Annotated in this window: 19 protein-coding genes and 1 tRNA gene; 15 read left to right on the top strand and 5 right to left on the bottom strand. The window is 60.0% G+C overall.

Annotated elements, in window-relative coordinates:
* Positions 1–12 precede the first annotated feature (12 nt).
* The 4 genes from ileS to ispH all read left to right on the top strand — a co-directional run bounded on the left by ileS (position 13) and on the right by ispH (position 4,903).
* Entirely contained in the window at positions 13–2,844 is a 2,832-nt protein-coding gene (gene ileS / locus AC1DIG_RS25040; protein ID WP_477769459.1) for an isoleucine--tRNA ligase, read from the top strand.
* Entirely contained in the window at positions 2,837–3,349 is a 513-nt protein-coding gene (gene lspA, locus AC1DIG_RS25035; RefSeq protein ID WP_019691622.1) for a signal peptidase II, read from the top strand. Before ileS ends, lspA begins: the two co-directional genes overlap by 8 nt.
* Before the next feature lie 7 nt (positions 3,350–3,356).
* Positions 3,357–3,794 carry an FKBP-type peptidyl-prolyl cis-trans isomerase gene (gene fkpB / locus AC1DIG_RS25030; protein ID WP_173860013.1) on the top strand — a complete coding sequence of 146 codons (438 nt, stop codon included), beginning with the start codon at positions 3,357–3,359 and terminating at the stop codon, positions 3,792–3,794.
* 161 nt (positions 3,795–3,955) lie between these two features.
* Entirely contained in the window at positions 3,956–4,903 is a 948-nt protein-coding gene (gene ispH, locus AC1DIG_RS25025) for a 4-hydroxy-3-methylbut-2-enyl diphosphate reductase (RefSeq protein ID WP_103319409.1), read from the top strand.
* Here the strand turns inward: ispH and AC1DIG_RS25020 are convergent.
* A complete protein-coding gene (locus AC1DIG_RS25020; RefSeq protein WP_477769458.1) occupies positions 4,880–5,428 on the bottom strand; it encodes a GspH/FimT family pseudopilin in 549 nt (182 codons plus the stop codon). The genes ispH and AC1DIG_RS25020 overlap by 24 nt on opposite strands.
* 123 nt (positions 5,429–5,551) lie before the next feature.
* Here AC1DIG_RS25020 and AC1DIG_RS25015 point away from each other — a divergent pair, with 123 nt between their 5' ends.
* The 7 genes from AC1DIG_RS25015 to thiO are packed head-to-tail and all read left to right on the top strand — an operon-like array spanning position 5,552 to position 12,386.
* The gene (locus tag AC1DIG_RS25015; protein ID WP_477769457.1) at positions 5,552–6,025 is read left to right on the top strand and encodes a GspH/FimT family pseudopilin; all 474 of its coding nucleotides are present in this window, start codon (positions 5,552–5,554) and stop codon (positions 6,023–6,025) included.
* The gene (pilV, locus tag AC1DIG_RS25010; protein WP_477769456.1) at positions 6,022–6,468 is read left to right on the top strand and encodes a type IV pilus modification protein PilV; all 447 of its coding nucleotides are present in this window, start codon (positions 6,022–6,024) and stop codon (positions 6,466–6,468) included. The genes AC1DIG_RS25015 and pilV overlap by 4 nt, the downstream gene beginning before the upstream one ends.
* The gene (locus AC1DIG_RS25005) at positions 6,465–7,169 is read left to right on the top strand and encodes a PilW family protein (RefSeq protein ID WP_477769455.1); all 705 of its coding nucleotides are present in this window, start codon (positions 6,465–6,467) and stop codon (positions 7,167–7,169) included. Before pilV ends, AC1DIG_RS25005 begins: the two co-directional genes overlap by 4 nt.
* A 5-nt stretch (positions 7,170–7,174) precedes the next feature.
* Positions 7,175–7,660, top strand: a complete 486-nt coding sequence (locus AC1DIG_RS25000) for a pilus assembly PilX family protein (RefSeq protein ID WP_477769454.1) — start codon at positions 7,175–7,177, stop codon at positions 7,658–7,660.
* On the top strand, positions 7,647–10,808 hold the full coding sequence (locus AC1DIG_RS24995) for a pilus assembly protein (protein WP_477769453.1): 3,162 nt from the start codon (positions 7,647–7,649) through the stop codon (positions 10,806–10,808). The genes AC1DIG_RS25000 and AC1DIG_RS24995 overlap by 14 nt, the downstream gene beginning before the upstream one ends.
* A gap of 15 nt (positions 10,809–10,823) precedes the next feature.
* Complete coding sequence (locus AC1DIG_RS24990; RefSeq protein WP_477769452.1) at positions 10,824–11,225, top strand: type IV pilin protein; 402 nt, start codon at positions 10,824–10,826, stop codon at positions 11,223–11,225.
* A 57-nt stretch (positions 11,226–11,282) separates the two neighbouring features.
* A complete protein-coding gene (gene thiO, locus AC1DIG_RS24985; protein WP_477769451.1) occupies positions 11,283–12,386 on the top strand; it encodes a glycine oxidase ThiO in 1,104 nt (367 codons plus the stop codon).
* A 4-nt stretch (positions 12,387–12,390) separates the two neighbouring features.
* Here the strand turns inward: thiO and AC1DIG_RS24980 are convergent, their stop codons facing one another.
* The 4 genes from AC1DIG_RS24980 to AC1DIG_RS24965 all read right to left on the bottom strand — a co-directional run bounded on the left by AC1DIG_RS24980 (position 12,391) and on the right by AC1DIG_RS24965 (position 16,687).
* Positions 12,391–13,737, bottom strand: coding sequence for a sigma-54-dependent transcriptional regulator (locus AC1DIG_RS24980; RefSeq protein WP_477769450.1), 1,347 nt, complete (start codon positions 13,735–13,737; stop codon positions 12,391–12,393).
* Complete coding sequence (locus tag AC1DIG_RS24975; protein WP_477769449.1) at positions 13,734–15,323, bottom strand: sensor histidine kinase; 1,590 nt, start codon at positions 15,321–15,323, stop codon at positions 13,734–13,736. The genes AC1DIG_RS24980 and AC1DIG_RS24975 overlap by 4 nt, the downstream gene beginning before the upstream one ends.
* Positions 15,313–15,546, bottom strand: coding sequence for a PP0621 family protein (locus AC1DIG_RS24970; protein ID WP_123583150.1), 234 nt, complete (start codon positions 15,544–15,546; stop codon positions 15,313–15,315). The genes AC1DIG_RS24975 and AC1DIG_RS24970 overlap by 11 nt, the downstream gene beginning before the upstream one ends.
* A gap of 124 nt (positions 15,547–15,670) precedes the next feature.
* A complete protein-coding gene (locus tag AC1DIG_RS24965; protein WP_477769448.1) occupies positions 15,671–16,687 on the bottom strand; it encodes an outer membrane protein assembly factor BamD in 1,017 nt (338 codons plus the stop codon).
* A 152-nt stretch (positions 16,688–16,839) separates the two neighbouring features.
* Here AC1DIG_RS24965 and rluD point away from each other — a divergent pair, with 152 nt between their 5' ends.
* The 4 genes from rluD to AC1DIG_RS24945 all read left to right on the top strand — a co-directional run bounded on the left by rluD (position 16,840) and on the right by AC1DIG_RS24945 (position 21,592).
* Positions 16,840–17,802, top strand: a complete 963-nt coding sequence (gene rluD / locus AC1DIG_RS24960) for a 23S rRNA pseudouridine(1911/1915/1917) synthase RluD (RefSeq protein WP_477769447.1) — start codon at positions 16,840–16,842, stop codon at positions 17,800–17,802.
* Entirely contained in the window at positions 17,799–18,524 is a 726-nt protein-coding gene (pgeF, locus tag AC1DIG_RS24955) for a peptidoglycan editing factor PgeF (protein ID WP_477769446.1), read from the top strand. Before rluD ends, pgeF begins: the two co-directional genes overlap by 4 nt.
* Positions 18,525–18,654: 130 nt before the next feature.
* On the top strand, positions 18,655–21,219 hold the full coding sequence (gene clpB, locus AC1DIG_RS24950; protein ID WP_477769445.1) for an ATP-dependent chaperone ClpB: 2,565 nt from the start codon (positions 18,655–18,657) through the stop codon (positions 21,217–21,219).
* A 297-nt stretch (positions 21,220–21,516) separates the two neighbouring features.
* Positions 21,517–21,592: transfer RNA gene (locus AC1DIG_RS24945), tRNA-Asn, on the top strand.
* The last annotated feature ends 4 nt before the right edge of the window (positions 21,593–21,596 follow it).

Raw genomic sequence — 21,596 nt, 5'->3', positions numbered from 1 at the left:
GAAGAGCCTTAAATGACCGACTATAAAGCCACGCTAAACCTTCCGGACACCGCCTTCCCAATGAAGGCCGGCCTGCCTCAGCGCGAACCGCAGATTCTGCAGCGCTGGGACAGCATTGGCCTGTACCAGAAGTTGCGTGAGATTGGTAAGGATCGTCCGAAGTTCGTTCTGCACGACGGTCCTCCGTACGCCAACGGCACCATTCACATCGGTCATGCGCTCAACAAGATTCTCAAGGACATGATCATCCGCTCGAAAACCCTTTCGGGTTTCGACGCGCCTTATGTTCCGGGCTGGGACTGCCATGGCCTGCCGATCGAGCACAAAGTCGAAGTGACCCACGGCAAGAACCTCACCGCGGATAAAACCCGTGAGCTGTGCCGTGCCTACGCCACCGAGCAGATCGAAGGCCAGAAGTCCGAGTTCATCCGCCTGGGTGTGCTGGGTGACTTCGCCAACCCGTACAAGACCATGGATTTCAAGAACGAGGCCGGCGAAATCCGCGCCTTGGCTGAAATCGTCAAGGGTGGTTTCGTGTTCAAGGGCCTCAAGCCTGTGAACTGGTGCTTCGACTGCGGTTCAGCCCTGGCTGAAGCTGAAGTTGAATACGAGAACAAAAAGTCCTCGACCATCGACGTCGCCTTCCCGATTGCCGACGAAGCCAAACTGGCTGCCGCCTTCGGCCTGCCATCGCTGGGCAAACCGGCTTCGATCGTGATCTGGACCACCACCCCGTGGACCATCCCGGCCAACCAGGCGCTGAACGTTCACCCCGAGTTCAACTACGCCCTGGTCGACGTCGGCGACAAACTGCTGGTACTGGCTGAAGAGCTGGTCGAGTCGTGCCTGGCTCGCTACAACCTCGAAGGCTCGGTCATCGCCACCGCCACTGGTGCGGCACTGGAACTGATCAACTTCCGTCACCCGTTCTACGATCGCCTGTCGCCGGTTTACCTGGCCGAGTACGTCGAACTGGGCGCCGGCACCGGCGTGGTTCACTCCTCGCCAGCCTACGGCGTAGACGACTTCGTGACCTGCAAAGCTTACGGCATGGTCAACGACGACATCCTCAATCCGGTGCAAAGCAACGGCGTTTACGTGCCGTCGCTGGAGTTCTTCGGCGGCCAGTTCATCTGGAAGGCCAACCCGGCTATCGTCGACAAGCTGACGGAAGTCGGTGCGCTGCTGCACACCAGCATCATCGAACACAGCTACATGCACTGCTGGCGTCACAAGACCCCGCTGATCTACCGCGCCACCGCGCAGTGGTTCATCGGCATGGACAAACAGCCTGCGACTGGCGACACCTTGCGCAAACGCGCGATCAAAGCCATCGAAGACACCAAATTCGTTCCGGCCTGGGGCCAGGCGCGTCTGCACTCGATGATCGCCAACCGTCCGGACTGGTGCATCTCGCGTCAACGCAACTGGGGCGTGCCGATCCCGTTCTTCCTGCACAAGGAAAGCGGCGAGCTGCATCCACGTACCGTCGAGCTGATGGAAGAGGTCGCCCAGCGCGTCGAAGTCGAAGGCATCGAAGCCTGGTTCAAGATGGACGCGGCCGAACTGCTGGGTGACGAAGCGCCGCAGTACGACAAGATCAGCGACACCCTCGACGTCTGGTTCGATTCGGGCACCACGCACTGGCACGTCCTGCGCGGTTCGCACCCGATGGGCCACGAAACCGGTCCGCGTGCCGACCTGTACCTGGAAGGTTCCGACCAACACCGCGGCTGGTTCCACTCGTCGCTGTTGACCGGTTGCGCCATCGACAACCATGCGCCGTACCGCGAACTGCTGACCCACGGTTTCACCGTCGACGAAGCCGGCCGCAAGATGTCGAAGTCGCTGGGCAACGTGATCGCGCCGCAGAAAGTCAACGACACCCTGGGCGCCGATATCATGCGCCTGTGGGTCGCTTCGACCGATTATTCGGGTGAAATGGCGGTTTCCGACCAGATCCTGCAACGCAGTGCGGACGCCTACCGGCGGATCCGTAACACCGCGCGCTTCCTGCTTTCCAACCTGACCGGTTTCAACCCGGCCACCGACATCCTGCCGGCAGAAGAAATGCTCGCGCTGGACCGTTGGGCTGTGGACCGTACCTTGCTGCTGCAACGCGAGTTGCAAGAGCACTACGGTGAATACCGTTTCTGGAACGTCTACTCCAAGGTGCACAACTTCTGTGTGCAGGAGCTGGGCGGTTTCTACCTCGACATCATCAAGGACCGTCAGTACACCACTGGCGCCAACAGCAAGGCCCGCCGTTCGGCGCAAACCGCGCTGTTCCACATCTCTGAAGCGCTGGTGCGCTGGATCGCGCCGATCCTCGCATTCACTGCTGATGAGCTGTGGCAGTACCTGCCGGGCGAGCGCAACGAATCGGTCATGCTCAACACCTGGTACGAAGGCCTCAGCGAGTTGCCGGAAGGCTTCGAGCTGGACCGCGCCTACTGGGAGCGGATCATGGCGGTCAAGGTCGCTGTGAACAAGGAAATGGAAATCCAGCGCGCGGCCAAGGCCGTGGGCGGTAACCTGCAAGCCGAAGTGACGCTGTTCGCCGAAGAGGCGCTGAGCGCCGACCTGGCCAAGCTGAGCAACGAACTGCGCTTCGTGCTGATCACCTCGACAGCCAGCATTGCACCGTTCGTGCAAGCGCCGGCCGACGCGGTTGAAACCGAAGTCAGCGGTCTGAAACTCAAAGTGGTCAAGTCGAGCTTCGCCAAGTGCGCCCGTTGCTGGCACTGCCGTGAAGACGTCGGCGTGAACCCGGAGCATCCGGAAATCTGCGGTCGTTGCGTCGACAACATCAGCGGCGCTGGCGAGGTTCGTCACTATGCCTAATGCTGCTAGCCGTTTCGGACGGCTGAGCTGGCTTTGGTTGAGCGTGCTGGTTCTGGTCATCGACCAGGCCAGCAAGTTCCACTTCGAAAGCTCGTTGACCATGTACCAGCAAATCGTGGTGATCCCTGATTACTTCAGCTGGACCCTGGCTTACAACACAGGCGCGGCCTTCAGCTTCCTGGCTGACAGCTCCGGCTGGCAGCGCTGGTTGTTTGCCCTGATCGCGGTCGTGGTCAGTGCGGTGCTGGTGGTCTGGCTCAAGCGTCTGGGGCGCAACGACACCTGGCTGGCGATTGCGCTGGCACTGGTGCTCGGCGGCGCGCTGGGCAACCTGTACGACCGCATTGCCCTGGGCCATGTGATCGATTTCATTCTGGTGCATTGGCAGAACCGCTGGTATTTCCCGGCGTTCAACTTTGCCGACAGCGCCATCAGCGTCGGGGCCGTGATGCTCGCGCTGGATATGTTCAAAAGCAAGAAGACCGGAGAAGCCGTTCATGACTGAACAGGTATTGGCTGAGCAACGCATCGGCCAGAACACGGAAGTCACTTTGCACTTTGCATTGCGCCTGGAGAACGGCGACACCGTCGACAGTACCTTCGACAAAGCCCCGGCGACCTTCAAGGTTGGCGACGGCAACCTGCTGCCAGGTTTCGAAGCTGCGCTGTTTGGCTTCAAGGCGGGTGACAAGCGTAATCTGACGATTCAGCCAGAAAACGCTTTTGGCCAGCCCAACCCGCAAAACGTGCAGATCATCCCGCGTTCGCAGTTCCAGGATATGGAACTGTCCGAAGGCCTGCTGGTGATCTTCAACGATGCGGCGAATACTGAGCTGCCCGGTGTGGTCAAGGCGTTCGATGACGCTCAGGTGACCATCGACTTCAACCACCCGCTGGCTGGCAAGACGTTGACCTTTGACGTGGAAATCATCAACGTCAAAGCGCTGTAACTGACCGAACACGGTCAAATGTGGGAGCGAGCTTGCTCGCGATGGCTGTGTATCAGTCAACATCAATGTTGAATGTGAGGCCCTCATCGCGAGCAAGCTCGCTCCCACACTGGTTTTTCACTGTTTTCGCTATTTCTTGCGCGCAAGACACGAGGCACAGCATGCAAATCAAACTCGCCAACCCCCGTGGCTTCTGCGCCGGCGTGGACCGGGCGATCGAAATCGTCAACCGCGCCCTGGAAGTTTTCGGGCCGCCGATTTATGTGCGCCACGAAGTGGTCCACAACAAATTCGTCGTTGAGGACCTGCGCGCACGCGGAGCGATCTTCGTCGAGGAACTGGACCAGGTGCCGGACGACGTCATCGTGATTTTCAGCGCCCATGGGGTTTCCCAGGCTGTTCGCACGGAAGCTGCAGGCCGTGGCCTGAAGGTCTTCGATGCGACCTGCCCATTGGTGACCAAAGTGCACATCGAAGTGGCGCGCTACAGCCGCGACGGTCGTGAGTGCATCCTGATCGGCCACGCCGGTCACCCGGAAGTTGAGGGCACCATGGGCCAGTACGACGCCAGCAATGGTGGTGCGATCTACCTCGTCGAAGACGAAAAAGACGTTGCCGCGCTGAACGTGCGCAACCCTGAAACACTCGCCTTCGTCACTCAGACCACCTTGTCGATGGACGACACCAGCCGCGTGATCGATGCCTTGCGCACTCGTTTCCCGGCCATTGGCGGCCCGCGCAAGGACGATATCTGCTACGCCACGCAAAACCGTCAGGACGCAGTCAAGCAACTGGCTGACGAATGCGACGTGGTGCTGGTGGTCGGCAGCCCGAACAGCTCCAACTCCAACCGCTTGCGCGAGCTGGCCGAGCGCATGTCCACCCCGGCGTACCTGATCGACGGTGCTGAAGACATGCAACGCAGCTGGTTCGACGGTGTCGAGCGTATCGGCATCACCGCCGGGGCCTCGGCACCGGAAGTACTGGTTCGCGGCGTTATCGAGCAACTGCAGGCCTGGGGCGCTACCGGCGCCGATGAACTGGCCGGTCGCGAGGAGAACATCACCTTCTCCATGCCCAAAGAGCTACGCGTTCGCTCCCTGCTCTGATTCCTCACCTCCCGCACACAAGGCCTGCTCGGCCTTGTCGCTGCGCAGGCTGACGCGGCCGCTTCTGGACAGCACCACCTGGTGATGACTGACCGGCTCGCGGTCCGCGCAGATGTGCAACGTCCCGGCCTGAAAGGCACCGCTGGGCAACTGCGGCTCGCCCAGACCGCTGAACCGTACAAAATTCCTCACCGGCTGATTGCCCACAATCGGCACCCCGACGCTTGTCTGGCGCTCGAGCAACAGCGGGTTGCTGCTGTCCTGATGCCCCTCGCCACTAATGTCCAGAATGATTCGCCAGCCTTGACCCCAATCGTCGTTCAACGCGTGGATGACAAGGGTCTGATTGCGCAGGATGGCCTCGGTGCGGGCGTTGCGCATGCCGCTGGCGAGTGTTTGCGCCGCGGTCTCGCGACTCACTGATTGCGTGTACTCGCTGAGCACCGGGCTGACCTGTTGCAGAACGATCGCTGCGATTGCCAGTCCGATAAGCAGTTCTATCAGACCGAATCCCTTCTGATGCATGGCATCTCCTTCCCTGGAGAGGGCGTTGGGTTGTGCAACGAATGTCAAAACAACCCTGCGGCTACCGGTTGAATGTTCTAGCTTGATACAGCTAGGTGTAGTCGTTGGCAGCGGAGGGCAGCGATGAATCATCTTACAAAAGGTTTCACGCTAGTCGAATTGCTGGTGATCCTTGCGGTCATGGCGATTCTGCTCACCCTGGCGGTACCGGCGTTCAACAGTTCAATACAGAACGCCAGGGCCGATACCGAAATCAGTGATCTGCAGCGAGGGCTCAATTACGCCCGCCTGGAGGCGATCGACCGGGGCATCACCACACGGGTCCGGCCAACTGCCGGCGGCAGCGTCTGGACCGGGGAGTTGACGGTGTACGACAGCACCGGCTCACCGGCGAATGTATTGCGGGTTATTCCGGCAATGAGCAGCGGCGCCACTCTGACGCTAACCTCTGGAGTGACCAGCATCGATTTCAACAACTTGGGTGGGTTGTCGGCGCCAGCCACGGCGGTGCTGTTCAATTACGTATCAGGGGCGCAGAGCCGGACGCTCAGCGTGTGTTTAAACGGACGGATTGTCTTGGGTGGAAGCTGCGGATGACAGGAGCGGGATCGCGTGCACAGGACGGCATGACACTGATCGAAGTGTTGGTTGCGCTGTTGATTCTGAGCGTAGGGCTACTGGGCGCGGCAGCGACTCAGCTGAATGCGCTGAAGTACACCGACAGCTCGCTGATGACCAGCCAGGCGAGCTTTATCGCCTACGACATGATGGACCGGATTCGCGCCAATTCTGCGGCCGACTACACCGTCACGCCGCCGACCTCGGGCAATTTGAATGTCACCCGGGATCAGGACCTGTATGACTTCACCACCAATATCACAAGCTTCGGCGGCCCGACCGCTACGGGCAGCATTACCCTGAACCAGCGGGTGTATACCATCACCATCACCTGGGATGATTCGCGCGCAGCAGCCGCCAGTTCGACCCGCAGCTTTGTCCTGAGCAGCCGTGCCACCGTCGATCCGCTGGTGACGCCATGAATCGCTCGTCCCAAGGGTTTGGTCTGATCGAGCTGATGATCGCCATGGCGATCAGCCTGATCGTGGTGCTCGGCGTGGCGCAAATTTTTATATCGGCGAAAAGCACCTATATCAGCCAGAACACCTCTGCCGGGATGCAGGAGGATGCGCGGTTTGTCCTGAGCAAAATGATTCAGGAAATCCGCATGGTCGGCATGTTCGGTTGCCTGGGGACGATTACCGACGCGAGCTCGGCCGGCGACTTCAATGCCAACCAGATCACCCCCATCAGTTGGGACAACACCGCACTCAAACTGACCCTGGTGACGTCGGATGTCGGCGGTAACGGTGGTGTGCCGACCTGGACCGTGGTGTCTGACTGCCGAACCGGCGCAACGGCCTACACCGGAGCACACACCCCGGCAGCCGGGCAACTGGCGTTTCCGATCCGGCGGTTGACCTATAGCCTGAGCAATGGCCAGATCCTGATGGCCACGGGCACTACATCGGCGGCGCTGGTGAGCAACGTCAGTGCTTTCAATGTGACCTTCGGCATGGCCACCAGCGCCACCGATGTTGCCGCGTCGAGTTACAGCAGCAATCCGACCGACCCGACGCGAATTCGCAGTGTGCGTTTGACCCTGACCCTGGCGGACCCCAACAACCGCGTGCGTAATCAGACTTTCAACGTGGTTGCCGCTTTGCGCAACCGGTTGATGTAGGGGCGATGCCGATGACTCTTCCGCCCCTCAAGGCACACGCCCAGCGCGGCATGGCACTGCTGATGAGCCTGGTGTTTCTGCTGTTGTTGACGCTGATCGGTATCTCGTCGATGCAAAACGCCACGCTCCAGGAAAAAATGGCCGGCAGCGTGACGCTGCGCAATCAATCCTTCCAGGGCGCAGAGGCGGCGTTGCGTATCGGTGAAAGCGCCGTGCAACTGAGCGCGTACACCCTGGCGGCATGCGCCACGACCACTCAATGTGCTCCGCCGGCGGAATCTTCAGTGATCACGGCCGCAGGCTTCAACGCCACCTCCGGGGTGACCTGGATCGCTGCCGGCAGCGGTTTTTACGGCGTGCAGAACCTGGGCACAACGTTGAGCGCCGTGAATGTCCCGAGCAATACCTCGGCGACGCTCTATCGGGTCACCGCTGTCGGGTTGGCAGGTACTTCGCGCAGTGTGGTGGAGAGCATCTATGCGAAATACTGAGGCTCATCGTCGGGAGCGACGCGATTGGTTGACGCAGTTAACCTGCGGCTGGCTGCTGGGGCTTTATCTGGCCGCTCCGGCGTATGCCTTCACGCCATCGGACTCACCACTGCTCGGCGCTTCGGCAGTTGCGCCAAACGTGCTGCTGTTGCTCGATGATTCGGGGAGCATGAACAGCATCATCTATGCCTCGGGGTTTGACCCGACCGTTTCACGAACCCCGGCCCAGCAATGTAACGCGCTCTCGGGCTTGTGCTTGAGTGGCTCCGCAATCGTCGGCGATCCGATCCTGCTGTCCAGTTTGCCCCAGTCGGGATGTTCCAGCGGTTACTACGCGTTCTACAAAAACAGCCTGACGCCGCTGTGCCTCAAGCTCCCCGATCCGGTGGGCGGTGGCAACACCCGTTATTCCGATAACTACATCTCTTACCTGGTGAGCCTGGCCAACGGCAGTAACCGCGATTTCACCGACGGCTCGATACCCAATGACTACCGAATCAATGTGGCGCGCAACGTAGCCACTGCGCTGATCACCAGTAATCGCGGGCTACGTTTCGGTCTGGCAACCTATAACTCGCCGACTACCCACGGCAACAGCGATGGTAATCATGGCAACGGCCATGGCAGTGGTATCGGCAACAATAATGCCGGTAATGGCGGTTACATCGTCAACGATATCAGTGATCTGACGGTGGTCAGCGGCAGCGTGACCCAGGCCCAGGCGGACGCCAACTACAACGCGCTGATCGCTGCTATCGGCGGCTTGAGCGCAATATCCAATACACCACTGGCAGAAACCTACTACGAAATCACCCGCTATTTTCGCGGTATGACGCCGTACTACAACTCAGGGCCAGCCACCTACACCAGTCCGATCCAGTACCGCTGCCAGAAGAGCTACGGGGTGGTCATCACCGATGGCCTGCCGACCTACGACCGGACTTTCCCTAGCGACGATCCACTCGGCGGTACCCGGCTGCCCAACTGGGACGGGATCAACAATGACGGTAACGACCTTAACGGCGATGACGAGGGTGACACCCTGTACCTGGACGACATCGCCAAATTCGCGTTCGACATCGACATGCGCTCCACCGGCACGGACCTGGCGGGCAAAAGCTGGAGTTCCCCGGACTTCCCCAAGCAAAACCTGAACACCTACACGGTGGGGTTCGCGACCGCCAATCAGATGTTGGCGGATGCCGCCCGTTATGGGCAGGGCAAGTACTATCAGGCAACCGATAGTGCCAGCCTCAACGCCGCGTTATCGGCAGCCTTGAGTAACATCTCCACCAAGGCCGGCTCCGGTGGCAGCGGTGTCGCCAGCAGCAACACGCTGACCAGTGGCTCCAGTTATTTTCAGACCAGCTACGACCCCAAGGACTGGCGCGGCACGATCAAAGCCTATGGCTTCACCTCAAGCGGAGCCGTGGACACCACTTCTGTGCTGTGGACCACTGATACAGCCATTGTTCCCGGTGCGACGGCGCCGACGTATCAGTCCTGGAACACCACGACCAACGCGGTGGTCACTCTGGCCTACGGCAACTTCTCCAGCACCCAGCAAACCAGCCTCAGCCAGAACCTGCCGACCGGTATCAGCGGTAGCGATCTGGTGGAATGGAGCAAGGGCACCAATAAAACCGGCTTGAAGACTCGTACCGTGCTGCTGGGTGACATCATCAACTCGCCATTGACGCTGGCATCGCCCACCGACAAAACCGCTTCGGACCTGGCCGGCAGTACCAGTTACAGCACGTTCCTGACCAGCAAAGCCGCGAACATGAACACCAGCCTGGTGGTGAATGCCAACGATGGCTTCGTGAATGTCATCAACGCCGGCAACGGTGCGCGGCACTACGGTTACATGCCTTCCAGCGTGCTGTCGGCGCTGCATTTCATCGCCGATACCGCTTACATCAATGGCACCAGCCACAAGTTTCTCAACGATGGTCAGGTCGGCGTGTTCGATGCCCAGCTCAACAACGCCTGGAAAACCCTGGCCCTGGGTGGCGTAGGGGCGGGCGGCAAGACTTTTTACGCCGTGCAGTTGTTCGATGGGACGGCGGGGAATGTGACCAATGCCTTGTGGGAAATCAGCGCGCCGGCCACCGCCAACACCGCGAACGCTTTCAATGATCTGGGTTATGCCTATGCGCGGCCGGAAGTGGCACGCTTGGCCGATGGTCGCTGGGCGGCCTTCATCTCCAATGGCTACGGCAGCAATTCGGGTGTTGCTGCGCTGTACGTGGTGGATATTCGCGACGGTTCGCTGATCAGGAAAATCGTTATCGACAGCACCGAAACCACCAACGGCCTGTCATCGGTCAAGCTCAAGGTCGATTCGCAAAGCTTTGTCCAGGCGGCCTATGGCGGCGATTTGAAAGGCCGGTTGTGGAAGTTCGACTTGAGCAGCTCGAATCCCGCCAGCTGGGGCGTGGCCTTTTCCGGTAAACCGCTATTCACTGCGCCGGGCGGCGCGACGCAGCCGATCACCGCTCAGCCGTTACTGGCGGACCATCCGATCAACGGCAAAGAGGTGTTTTTCGGTACCGGGAAATTCAACGAGACCGCTGACAAGCTCAGCAAGGACCTGCAAGCGTTCTATGGGGTCTGGGATGCCGATGGAGGCTCGGGGCAGATCACCGTGTCGAGCTTGCAGGCGCAGGCTGTGACCGGGGTATTCAGCGGAACTGCCGGGGGGCAGTTCATCACCACGTCGCAGAACCCCGTGATCTATCCGGCGCAGAATGGCTGGTACTTGCCGCTGGTGTACAACAATGCCCTGACCGGTGAACGGGTGATCAACCAGGCTGCCCTGGTCCTCGGGCGGATTGTGTTTACCACGGCCAGCATCGATACCACGGATCCCTGTTCAAGCTTTGGCAACGGCAAACTGGTCGAACTCGATGCGTTCAGCGGTAAGATGCTCAACTATGCGGTGCTCGACACCAATGGCGATGGCCTGGTCGACACGAACGACACGATCTCCAGCGGGGTGATTTTTACCGGTGGTATTCCGACGCTGAATGCGATCGTCAACAGTGCAGCCCGTAAAATCGTGAACGACTCCAGTGGCGGCATCACCACTCTGGTTGAAAAATCCGGCGGCGGCAGCCGTCGAATCATGTGGCGACAAATACAGTAAGTGAGAGTTGAGGCAATGCGCAGATCCAACCGAGGTTTTACCCTGATCGAAATCATGATCGTGATCGCGATCATCGGGATTGTGGTGACCATTTCCGCTCCACTCCTTACCGAGTACGTGAAGAGAAGCCATCGCACCGAAATCGCCGGGCTGCTGTCCGAGCAGGCACAAAACCTTGAACGGTTCTATTCGAAAAACAATGTGTACAGCAACGCTACCGGGCTGAGTGCCGGCAATGACTACTACACCATTACCCCGACACTGACCGATCAGACCTTCTTGCTCACCGCCGTGCGCAAGGCCGGGTCAACGATGGCCAGTGACAAGTGCGGGGATTTCACCCTCAGCAACACCGGCGTCAGAGGCATGAGCAATGCGACGACCGGGCTGACCACCAAGGATTGCTGGGGTCGCTGAGTACCTTTCCTCGGGCGCGTTTGGCGCCCCCTGTCTTTTTTATTGTTGGATCAGATGATGGCCAAGCAACAGCAAGTGGTGATTGTCGGCGGTGGAGTGATCGGCCTGCTGACCGCGTTTAATCTGGCGCCGCACGTGCAGAGCGTGGTCCTGCTGGATCGCTCGAACGTGGGGCAGGAATCTTCCTGGGCCGGTGGCGGCATCGTTTCGCCGCTGTACCCGTGGCGCTACAGCCCGGCGGTCACTGCATTGGCTCACTGGTCCCAGGATTTTTATCCACAACTGGCCGAACGTCTGTTTGCGAGCACCGGGGTCGATCCTGAGGTTCACACCACGGGCTTGTACTGGCTGGATCTGGATGACGAGGCTGAGGCGCTGGCCTGGGCAAAACGCGAAAATCGTCCGCTGAGCCCTGTGGATATCTCGGCTGCTCACGATGCAGTGCCGGTATTGGGGCAGGGGTTCTCGCGGGCAATCTACATGGCCGATGTCGCTAACGTGCGTAACCCGCGACTGGTGAAGTCCCTCAAGGCGGCCTTGCTGGCGCTGCCCAACGTGACCATTCATGAACAGTGCGAGGTCAGCGCGTTCATTCGTGAAGGCGATGCGGTGGTGGGCGTCGAGAGTTCAAAAGGCCCGATCCATGGCGATCAGGTGGTACTGACCGCCGGCGCCTGGAGCGGTGATCTGCTCAAGACCCTGGGCCTGGATCTGCCGGTCGAGCCAGTCAAGGGGCAGATGATTCTCTACAAGTGCGCTTCGGACTTCCTGTCGAGCATGATTCTGGCCAAGGGTCGTTATGCCATTCCGCGCCGGGACGGACACATCCTGATCGGCAGTACGCTGGAGCACGAAGGGTTCGACAAGACGCCGACCGAGTCCGCGCTGGAAAGCCTCAAGGCCTCGGCGGTCGAGCTGATTCCGGCGCTGGCGGAGGCCGAGGTGGTCGGGCATTGGGCGGGGCTGCGGCCAGGTTCGCCGGAAGGGATTCCGTATATTGGCGCAGTGCCCGGATTTGCCGGGTTATGGCTCAATTGCGGGCATTACCGTAACGGCTTGGTGCTCGCGCCGGCGTCGTGTCAGTTGTTTGCGGATGTAATGCTGGGGCGCGAACCGGTTATCGATCCGGCGCCTTATGCGCCGACCGGGCGAATCTTTTAAGGTCTTATTCCAGCCCCAGTTTTTTCAACCTGTAACGCATCGACCGAAACGACAGGTTCAACCGTTGGGCCGCCGCTGTGCGGTTCCAGCGGGTTTCTTCGAGGGCCTGGAGAATCAGTTTGCGTTCGACGTTCTCCAGATACTGCTCAAGATTGTCGATTTTCGTCAGGTCCGGCAATCCGGTTTCGGCGCTGCAATTGCCGTCAGTCAGGCGCAGGTCGCTGGCTTCGATCTGCTTATTTTCACAAAGGGTGTACGCACGTTCGAGCATGTTCTCCAGCTCGCGGACATTGCCCGGAAAACGGTAATGCTTGAGCGCTTCGAGGGCTTGCGGCTGAAGATGGGCGGCCGGCAAGCCGCTGACTGCCGCGAGACGCTTGAGCACATGACTGGCCAGTAGCTCGATGTCGTCACGGCGCTCGCGCAACGGTGGGACGCGCAACTCGATGACATTCAGCCGATAGTACAAATCCTGCCGAAAGCGCCCGGCGGCCACTTCAGCGTCCAGATCCCTGTGGGTGGCGCAGAGTATTCGCACATTGATGATGGCTTCCTGCTGCCCGCCGATACTGCGTACCGCCTTCTCCTGAATCGCGCGCAGCAATTTGACCTGCATCGCCAGCGGCAAGTCAGCCACCTCATCGAGAAACAGCGTCCCGCCGTTGGCCGCCTGGAACAGCCCGGGGTTATCTTCGATGGCGCCGCTGAAACTGCCTTTGCGATGACCGAAAAACTCGCTTTCCATCAATTCGGACGGAATCGCCCCGCAGTTGACCGGCACAAACGGCTGGCTGCTGCGTGGGCCTTGTTCATGAATCAGCCGGGCGACCAGTTCCTTGCCGCTGCCGGATTCGCCGCTGATGTACACCGGTGCCTGGCTGCGCGCCAGTTTGTCGATTTGCTTGCGCAGGCTGCGCATGGGCGCTGAGTCGCCGAGCAACCGGCGATCGATGGCGCTCGCAGCGTCGCCCGCGACCGGCAAGCGCAGCGCGCTGACCACCAGCTCCCGCAGCCGGGGGAGGTCCACCGGTTTGGTCAGGAAGTCGAAGGCCCCGGCCTTCAGCGCGTTGATGGCGGTATCGAGGCTGCCATAAGCGGTGATCATCGCCACGGGCACGTATGGATGAGTCAACTGAATGTGCTGCACCAGCTCCAGGCCGGTGCCGTCGGGCAACCGCATGTCGGTCAGGCACAGGTCGAACCGCTCTTTGGCCAGCAACGACCGCGCTTCGCCGACATTACGCGCGCTCAGCGTGTCGAGTTTCATTCGGCCGAGGGTGATTTCCAGTAGTTCGCGAATATCCGGTTCGTCATCGACGATCAGGACTTTTTGCCGTGGGCTTGTCTTCAACTTTGTTTCCGTCCGTGAGCAAAGGTGATGCGAAAGCAGCCGCCGCCTTGGCGTGGTTTGAAGTCTAGGCGGGCCTGGTTGCTTTCGCACAGCTCACGGGACAGATAGAGACCCAGGCCAGTGCCCTGGCTACTGGTGGTGAAGAACGGTTCGAACAAATGCGCTTGCTGCTCCGCTGAAACGCCGGGGCCATTGTCCAGCACATCCAGGGTCGGAAGCTGGCTGTCGGGGTCGATAAACAGCGTGAGCCAGACTTCGGCCTGTTCGTGCGCAAGGGCGCTGTGGCGCCAGGCATTGCGCAGCAGGTTGTCGAGAACCTGAGTCAGCTGGTCAGGGTCCATCAAGGTGGTGAACGGCCCTGCGCCCATGCTCAGATGAATCTGCTGACGATCTGTCGCACCTTCGCGCACCGTGCACACGAACTGCTCCAGCCACGGCTTCAAGTCGAGCCGTTGCGGTGCGGCTTGCTGCCGGCGTGAAAGCTGCAGGACGTTCTCTATCACTCGGTTCATGCGTTGAGAGTGGTCTTGAATAATCTGCGTCAGACGCCGGTCGGCGCCGATCAGTTCCTCAGACTCGTTCAGCAACTGCGCTGCATGGCTGATCGCACCCAATGGATTGCGGATTTCATGGGCAATGCCTGCGGTCAGCCGGCCCAGTGCGGCGAGCTTGAGTTGCTGGGCTTGTTGCGCGATCTGTGCAAGGTCTTCGAGAAATACCAGGGTCTGGCGTTGTTCGTTCAGGCCCAGTGCAATAAAGCTCGGTTGCAGCTCCAGGCCGGTCCGGGCGACTTTCAGGCTTTGCGGGCGCAAGGTCGGGTTGTTGAACCAGAGTTGCAGGCGTTCGACCAGGGCTGTCGAGTAATCGTCGATGAGCTGGCCGTCGAGGCGTTCCAGGCCAAACAGGCTCAAGGCACTGTGATTGGCCAACTGAACCCGGCGTTCGCTGTCGAGCACCAGGATGCCGGTGCGCATGCGTTGCAGGATCAGCGCATTGAGCGCTTCCAGGCCCATCACTTCGCTGGCGCGTTGCTCGGCCAGGCTCTCGCTGACCTCCACTCGTCGGGTCAGCCCCTGCACCAGCAACGCTGCGACAAAGCACAGCGCGCCGAGGGTGCCGGCTTGCAAGTAGTCATTGGCGCCGGTCGGATGGCTGCCGCTCAGGTAAAAACTCACGCAGAGGATGCCGCTGCTGGCAACTGCCGCAAGCAGCAGGCCGATGCGCCCACGCAGCAGCGCATTGCTGATGGCCACCGAGACAATCAGCAGATTGCCGATGGCGCTGGGTGCGCCACCGGCGGCATAGAACAGCACGGACAGCAGAAGGACATCGGCCAGCGCGAGGCTGAAGAGTTGCGCGGGTTGTCTGGGGTTCTGCAGAAACACCAGCAGCAGGATATTCAGAATCAAATACCCCCAGCTGCCGGTGCGCAGCAGGTCGTCGTTGGCGAACCCCGGCAACAGGCTGTCCATGTTGCTGGAGATCAACAGCACCAGCAGGATGCCGATGCTTAAACGGTAGAGATGATAGAGACGCAGCAGTCGCTGGGCCTGTTTGCCGCCGGGAGACGAGATCTCAGCGATCACGTGAACTCGGGCCTTGCTCGAGGTGAGCCTGGCTGCAATACCACTGTTGTTGAAGGCTCAGCGCCCGGTCGCGTGGCAGGTGTACACCGCAATGGGCGCAGCGAACCATGGGCGGTGCATCGAGTTCGCTGGGCGTATGGGAGGTTTCGGCCGGGCGCTTGAACTTGCGCCAGAACCATACTGCTGCAGCAATCAGGGCAATCCAGAACAGTAAACGAAGCATGATGAGCCGCTTTGCAATGAATAATCCGGCAGTTTAGCCAAGGACTGGAGACGCGCACAGCGCAATAAAACGCGGCCATAAAAAAGGGAGACTCGAAAGTCTCCCTTTTTGGCGTCTCAAGGTGTCAGTCAAACACACCGAAGGTCAGGCGGCTGAACCACGAGCGGTCGCTGCTGTTGCCTTCGGCCTCGTGCGGCTGTTCTTCAACCGCATCGCCTTCTTTAGGCTTGAGCTCGGCAGGGATCGCGTCCTTGGCATCCTGGAACTGCTTCATCACGTCCTGGTTGGCGCGGGTTTCGCCCGGCGGCAGCGGTGGGCGGGATTCGATCAGGCCCAGAGTGGCCTTGCTCAACCACGAACGGTTGTCGGCTTCGGCTACCCGCGGCACGAACTGACCGTCGACCAGGGTCGGATGGTTCGGGTAGTTGAGCTTCAGGGTTTCGAGGCTGGTGTTGGCCAGTTCGTCCAGGTGCAGGCGCTGGTAGGACTCGACCATCACCGCCAGGCCGTCACCGACCGAAGGGGTTTCCTGGAAGTTTTCCACGACATAACGACCACGGTTGGCCGCTGCAACGTACGCCTGACGGGTCAGGTAGTAGTCGGCTACGTGAATTTCGTAGGATGCCAGCAGGTTACGCAGATAAATCATGCGTTGCTTGGCGTCTGGCGCGTAGCGGCTGTTCGGGTAACGGCTGGTGAGTTGGGCGAACTCGTTGTAGGAGTCACGTGCGGCGCCCGGGTCACGCTTGGTCATGTCCAGCGGCAGGAAGCGCGCCAGCAGGCCGACGTCCTGGTCAAAGGAGGTCAGGCCCTTGAGGTAGTACGCGTAATCGACGTTCGGGTGCTGCGGGTGCAGGCGGATAAAACGCTCGGCGGCAGACTTGGCAGCTGCCGGCTCGGCGTTCTTGTAGTTCGCATAAATCAGTTCGAGTTGAGCCTGATCAGCGTAGCGGCCGAACGGATAACGCGATTCCAGAGCCTTCAGCTTGGCGGTGGCGCTGGTATAGCTATTGTTATCCAGATCGTGCTGAGCCTGCTGGTACAGCTCGACCTCGCTCAGGTTTTCGTCGACGACTTCCTTCGATGAGCAAGCAGCGGTCAATGCGAGGATGGCGATCAGCAGCAGGTGTTTCACTTGCATGGCGGCTTGCGTCCCTATGACGGCCGCTGTCTTGGGCGGGGCCGTCCTGTTATGATGAGTGCCCCGTTGAAAAGCCTCGGGGCAAAAGACGCCGTATTTAACCACAAGCGCGCAGCCGAAACCAAAGGCTGTAGCCGACGCCTAGTCTGAGCATGTCCGATAAAATTGAACTTCGCGCAGAGGTGCCGTCCGAACTGGGCGGCCAACGCCTCGATCAAGTCGCCGCACAATTATTCGCTGAGCACTCGCGCTCGCGCCTTTCCGCCTGGATCAAAGACGGCCGCCTGACTGTGGATGGAGCGGTTATCCGCCCGCGAGACATCGTCCACGGCGGCGCCATCCTTGAGCTGACTGCCGAGCAGGAAGCTCAAGGAGAATGGGTTGCTCAGGACATCGCCCTGGACATCGTCTATGAAGATGACGACATCCTGGTGATCAACAAACCTGCGGGCCTGGTGGTGCATCCTGCCGCCGGTCACGCCGACGGCACCTTGCTCAACGCCTTGCTGCACCACGTGCCGGACATCATCAATGTGCCGCGCGCCGGTATCGTGCACCGTCTGGACAAGGACACCACCGGTCTGATGGTGGTGGCCAAGACCATTCAGGCACAGACGCAGCTGGTCACTCAGTTGCAGAGCCGCAGCGTCAGCCGGATCTACGAATGCATCGTGATCGGCGTGGTCACTGCCGGCGGCAAGATCAACGCGCCGATCGGTCGTCACGGCCAGCAACGCCAGCGCATGGCGGTGATGGAAGGTGGCAAGCAGGCGGTCAGTCATTACCGCGTGCTCGAGCGTTTCCGCTCCCACACTCACGTGCGGGTCAAGCTGGAAACCGGTCGTACGCACCAGATTCGCGTGCACATGGCCCACATCAACTTCCCGTTGGTCGGAGATCCTGCCTACGGCGGTCGCTTCCGTATTCCGCCGGCAGCCAGTGTGACCATGATTGAATCGCTGAAACATTTCCCGCGTCAGGCGCTGCATGCGCGTTTCCTGGAACTGGATCATCCGACCACCGGTAAGCGCATGAGCTGGGAGTCGCCACTGCCAGACGATTTCGTCTGGTTGCTGTCGCTGCTCAAGCAAGACCGTGAGGCGTTCATCGGATGATTGACTGGCTGATTCCTGACTGGCCCGCGCCGGCCGGGGTAAAAGCCTGCGTCACCACCCGGGCGGGCGGCGTCAGCCTGGCGCCGTTCGACAGCCTCAACCTGGGCGATCACGTCGACGACAACCCTGAAGCGGTTGCCGAGAACCGTCGTCGCCTCACCGATCATTTCTCTATTCAACCGGCCTGGTTGCAACAGGTTCACGGCGTTGCCGTGGCCCATGCCGACCCGGCGACGGTAGCGACCGCGGATGCCAGCTGGACTGTCACACCGGGCATCGCCTGTACGGCAATGACGGCTGACTGCTTGCCAGCCTTGTTCTGTGATCGCGCCGGTACTCGCGTCGCCGCTGCTCACGCCGGTTGGCGCGGTCTGGCGGCGGGTGTGCTGGAGGCCACCGTCGAAAGCCTGGCCGTAGATCCTGCCGAGGTGCTCGTCTGGCTCGGTCCGGCCATCGGCCCGAAAGCCTTCGAAGTCGGCCCGGAAGTTCGCGAAACCTTTGTCCGGCAGCTCCCGGAAACCGATCAGGCCTTCGTCCCGAGCCACAACGCCGGCAAGTTCATGGCCGACATCTATACGCTGGCGCGCCTGCGTCTGGCAGCCTGCGGTGTTACTGCTGTTTATGGTGGCGGCTTCTGCACCGTGACCGATCCACGCTTCTTCTCTTACCGCCGCAGTCCGCGCACCGGTCGGTTTGCTTCCCTGGTCTGGCTCGAACGCTAGACTTATCTGATCTGCATCAATCAAGCGCTGCTTGAATCCTCCAGAATCGACCGCATCTAGTGGGGTATCTGGCAGGTTTCTCTATTTAGGTGTGTCCATCGCTCCGGCCTGCTCAAAAGGAAGGTGACCAATGCGTATAGACCGTTTAACCAGCAAGTTGCAGTTAGCCTTGTCCGATGCCCAATCCCTGGCTGTCGGCCTCGATCATCCGGGCATTGAACCTGCGCACCTGATGCAAGCGCTGCTTGAGCAGCAGGGCGGTTCGATCAAACCGTTGCTGATGCAAGTCGGTTTTGACATCAACAGCCTGCGCAAAGAGTTGAGCAAAGAGCTCGACCGTCTGCCAAAAATCCAGAATCCCACCGGCGACGTGAACATGTCGCAGGACCTCGCACGTCTGCTCAACCAGGCCGATCGCCTGGCCCAGCAGAAGGGTGACCAGTTCATCTCCAGTGAGCTGGTGCTGCTCGCCGCCATGGACGAGAACAGCAAGCTCGGCAAATTGCTGCTCGGTCAGGGCGTCAGCAAAAAAGCCCTGGAAAACGCGATCAATAACCTGCGTGGCGGCGAAGCGGTGAATGACGCCAACGTCGAGGAGTCGCGTCAGGCGCTGGATAAATACACCATTGACCTGACCAAGCGCGCCGAAGAAGGCAAGCTCGACCCGGTGATCGGCCGTGACGACGAGATTCGCCGGACGATTCAGGTCCTGCAACGCCGGACCAAAAACAACCCGGTGCTGATCGGTGAGCCTGGCGTGGGTAAAACCGCCATCGCCGAAGGCCTGGCCCAGCGCATCATCAACGGCGAAGTGCCGGATGGCCTGAAAGGCAAACGCCTGCTGTCGCTGGACATGGGCGCGCTGATTGCCGGTGCCAAGTACCGCGGCGAGTTCGAAGAACGCCTGAAATCCCTGCTCAACGAACTGTCGAAGCAGGAAGGCCAGATCATCCTGTTCATCGACGAACTGCACACCATGGTCGGTGCCGGTAAGGGCGAAGGCTCGATGGACGCCGGCAACATGCTCAAACCGGCCCTGGCCCGTGGCGAGCTGCACTGCGTCGGCGCAACCACGCTCAACGAATATCGCCAATATATCGAGAAGGACGCAGCCCTTGAGCGGCGCTTCCAGAAGGTCCTGGTGGACGAGCCGAGCGAAGAAGACACCATCGCGATCCTGCGTGGCCTGAAAGAGCGCTACGAGGTTCACCACAAGGTGGCGATCACCGACGGCGCAATCATTGCGGCGGCTAAACTGAGCCATCGCTATATCACTGACCGTCAGTTGCCGGACAAGGCTATCGACCTGATCGACGAAGCGGCCAGCCGCATTCGCATGGAAATCGACTCCAAGCCGGAAGTGCTCGATCGTCTGGAGCGGCGCTTGATTCAACTGAAGGTTGAGTCCCAGGCACTGAAGAAAGAAAGCGACGAAGCGGCGAAGAAGCGTCTTGAAAAGCTTCAGGAAGAAATCGTTCGTCACGAGCGTGAGTACTCGGACCTCGAAGAAATCTGGAATTCGGAAAAAGCCGAAGTGCAGGGCTCGGCACAAATCCAGCAGAAAATCGAACAGTCCCGTCAGGAACTGGAAGCCGCCCGCCGCAAAGGCGACCTTAACCGCATGGCCGAGCTGCAGTACGGGGTGATCCCGGACCTGGAGCGCAGCCTGCAAATGGTCGACCAGCACGGCAAGAGCGAAAACCAGTTGCTGCGCAGCAAGGTGACTGAAGAAGAGATCGCCGAAGTCGTGTCGAAATGGACCGGTATTCCGGTGTCGAAAATGCTCGAAGGCGAGCGCGACAAACTGCTGAAGATGGAAAGCCTGTTGCACCAACGCGTGATCGGCCAGAACGAAGCCGTGGTGGCGGTGGCCAACGCTGTGCGCCGTTCGCGTGCCGGGTTGTCCGACCCGAATCGCCCAAGCGGTTCGTTCATGTTCCTCGGCCCGACCGGTGTCGGTAAAACCGAGTTGTGCAAAGCCTTGGCCGAGTTCCTCTTTGATACCGAAGAGGCAATGGTGCGAATCGATATGTCCGAGTTCATGGAGAAACATTCCGTGGCGCGGCTGATCGGAGCGCCACCGGGCTACGTGGGCTACGAGGAGGGCGGTTACCTGACCGAGGCAGTGCGTCGCAAGCCCTATTCGGTGATCCTCCTGGACGAGGTCGAGAAGGCCCATCCGGACGTGTTCAACGTGCTGCTGCAAGTGCTGGAAGATGGCCGGCTGACCGACAGTCACGGGCGTACGGTGGATTTTCGCAATACGGTGATCGTCATGACCTCCAACCTGGGCTCGGTGCAGATCCAGGAACTGGTCGGTGATCGTGAGGCGCAGCGTGCGGCGGTGATGGATGCGGTGTCGACGCACTTCCGTCCGGAGTTCATCAACCGGATCGACGAAGTGGTGATCTTCGAGCCGTTGGCACGGGATCAGATTGCCGGCATTACCGAGATCCAGTTGGGGCGCCTGCGCAGCCGTCTGGCCGAGCGCGAGTTGAAACTGACGCTGAGCAGCGAGGCGCTGGATAAGTTGATTGCGGTGGGTTACGACCCGGTCTATGGCGCACGGCCGCTCAAACGAGCGATCCAGCGCTGGATCGAAAACCCGTTGGCACAGCTGATTCTGGCCGGCAGTTTCCTGCCAGGCGCCACGGTTACAGCCACCGTTGCGAACGACGAAATCGTTTTCAACTGAGCGTTCGCTGCACGGTAATGAAGGAGGCCCCGCATCGCGGGGCCTTTTTTTTCTTAGGGTGTTGAACTGTAAGGAAAAGGCTTGTAAAGTGCGCCCCGCAGTAAGTCGCCCCAACGGTTTCTTCTCCCCAAGGAGAAATCTGAAATAAGTTGCAAATCATTGTCTTGAAAGCAATTTAGGGGGTTGACAGAGGTGTTTAAGATTGTAGAATAGCGCGCCTCAGACACACGAACGCAGCGATGCGAACGGGTCGAAGAGGTGAAGCAAGCTTCACAGTTGTAAATTGAAATGTGTAGTTCCGTGATAGCTCAGTCGGTAGAGCAAATGACTGTTAATCATTGGGTCCCAGGTTCGAGTCCTGGTCACGGAGCCAATTT

It is taken from the genome of Pseudomonas sp. 05N431 (assembly GCF_056397005.1).
This window is presented reverse-complemented; position numbering and strand designations above follow the sequence as displayed.

What these genes read in the sequence shown, in the direction of transcription:
- AC1DIG_RS24970 (WP_123583150.1), bottom strand. Translation starts at nt 15,546, where the DNA reads ATGCTTCGTTTACTGTTCTGGATTGCCCTGATTGCTGCAGCAGTATGG.
- lspA (WP_019691622.1), top strand. Translation starts at nt 2,837, where the DNA reads ATGCCTAATGCTGCTAGCCGTTTCGGACGGCTGAGCTGGCTTTGGTTG.
- ileS (WP_477769459.1), top strand. Translation starts at nt 13, where the DNA reads ATGACCGACTATAAAGCCACGCTAAACCTTCCGGACACCGCCTTCCCA.
- pilV (WP_477769456.1), top strand. Translation starts at nt 6,022, where the DNA reads ATGACAGGAGCGGGATCGCGTGCACAGGACGGCATGACACTGATCGAA.
- AC1DIG_RS25015 (WP_477769457.1), top strand. Translation starts at nt 5,552, where the DNA reads ATGAATCATCTTACAAAAGGTTTCACGCTAGTCGAATTGCTGGTGATC.
- clpB (WP_477769445.1), top strand. Translation starts at nt 18,655, where the DNA reads ATGCGTATAGACCGTTTAACCAGCAAGTTGCAGTTAGCCTTGTCCGAT.
- AC1DIG_RS25005 (WP_477769455.1), top strand. Translation starts at nt 6,465, where the DNA reads ATGAATCGCTCGTCCCAAGGGTTTGGTCTGATCGAGCTGATGATCGCC.
- AC1DIG_RS25000 (WP_477769454.1), top strand. Translation starts at nt 7,175, where the DNA reads ATGCCGATGACTCTTCCGCCCCTCAAGGCACACGCCCAGCGCGGCATG.
- rluD (WP_477769447.1), top strand. Translation starts at nt 16,840, where the DNA reads ATGTCCGATAAAATTGAACTTCGCGCAGAGGTGCCGTCCGAACTGGGC.
- pgeF (WP_477769446.1), top strand. Translation starts at nt 17,799, where the DNA reads ATGATTGACTGGCTGATTCCTGACTGGCCCGCGCCGGCCGGGGTAAAA.
- ispH (WP_103319409.1), top strand. Translation starts at nt 3,956, where the DNA reads ATGCAAATCAAACTCGCCAACCCCCGTGGCTTCTGCGCCGGCGTGGAC.
- AC1DIG_RS24990 (WP_477769452.1), top strand. Translation starts at nt 10,824, where the DNA reads ATGCGCAGATCCAACCGAGGTTTTACCCTGATCGAAATCATGATCGTG.
- AC1DIG_RS24965 (WP_477769448.1), bottom strand. Translation starts at nt 16,687, where the DNA reads ATGCAAGTGAAACACCTGCTGCTGATCGCCATCCTCGCATTGACCGCT.
- AC1DIG_RS25020 (WP_477769458.1), bottom strand. Translation starts at nt 5,428, where the DNA reads ATGCATCAGAAGGGATTCGGTCTGATAGAACTGCTTATCGGACTGGCA.
- AC1DIG_RS24995 (WP_477769453.1), top strand. Translation starts at nt 7,647, where the DNA reads ATGCGAAATACTGAGGCTCATCGTCGGGAGCGACGCGATTGGTTGACG.
- thiO (WP_477769451.1), top strand. Translation starts at nt 11,283, where the DNA reads ATGGCCAAGCAACAGCAAGTGGTGATTGTCGGCGGTGGAGTGATCGGC.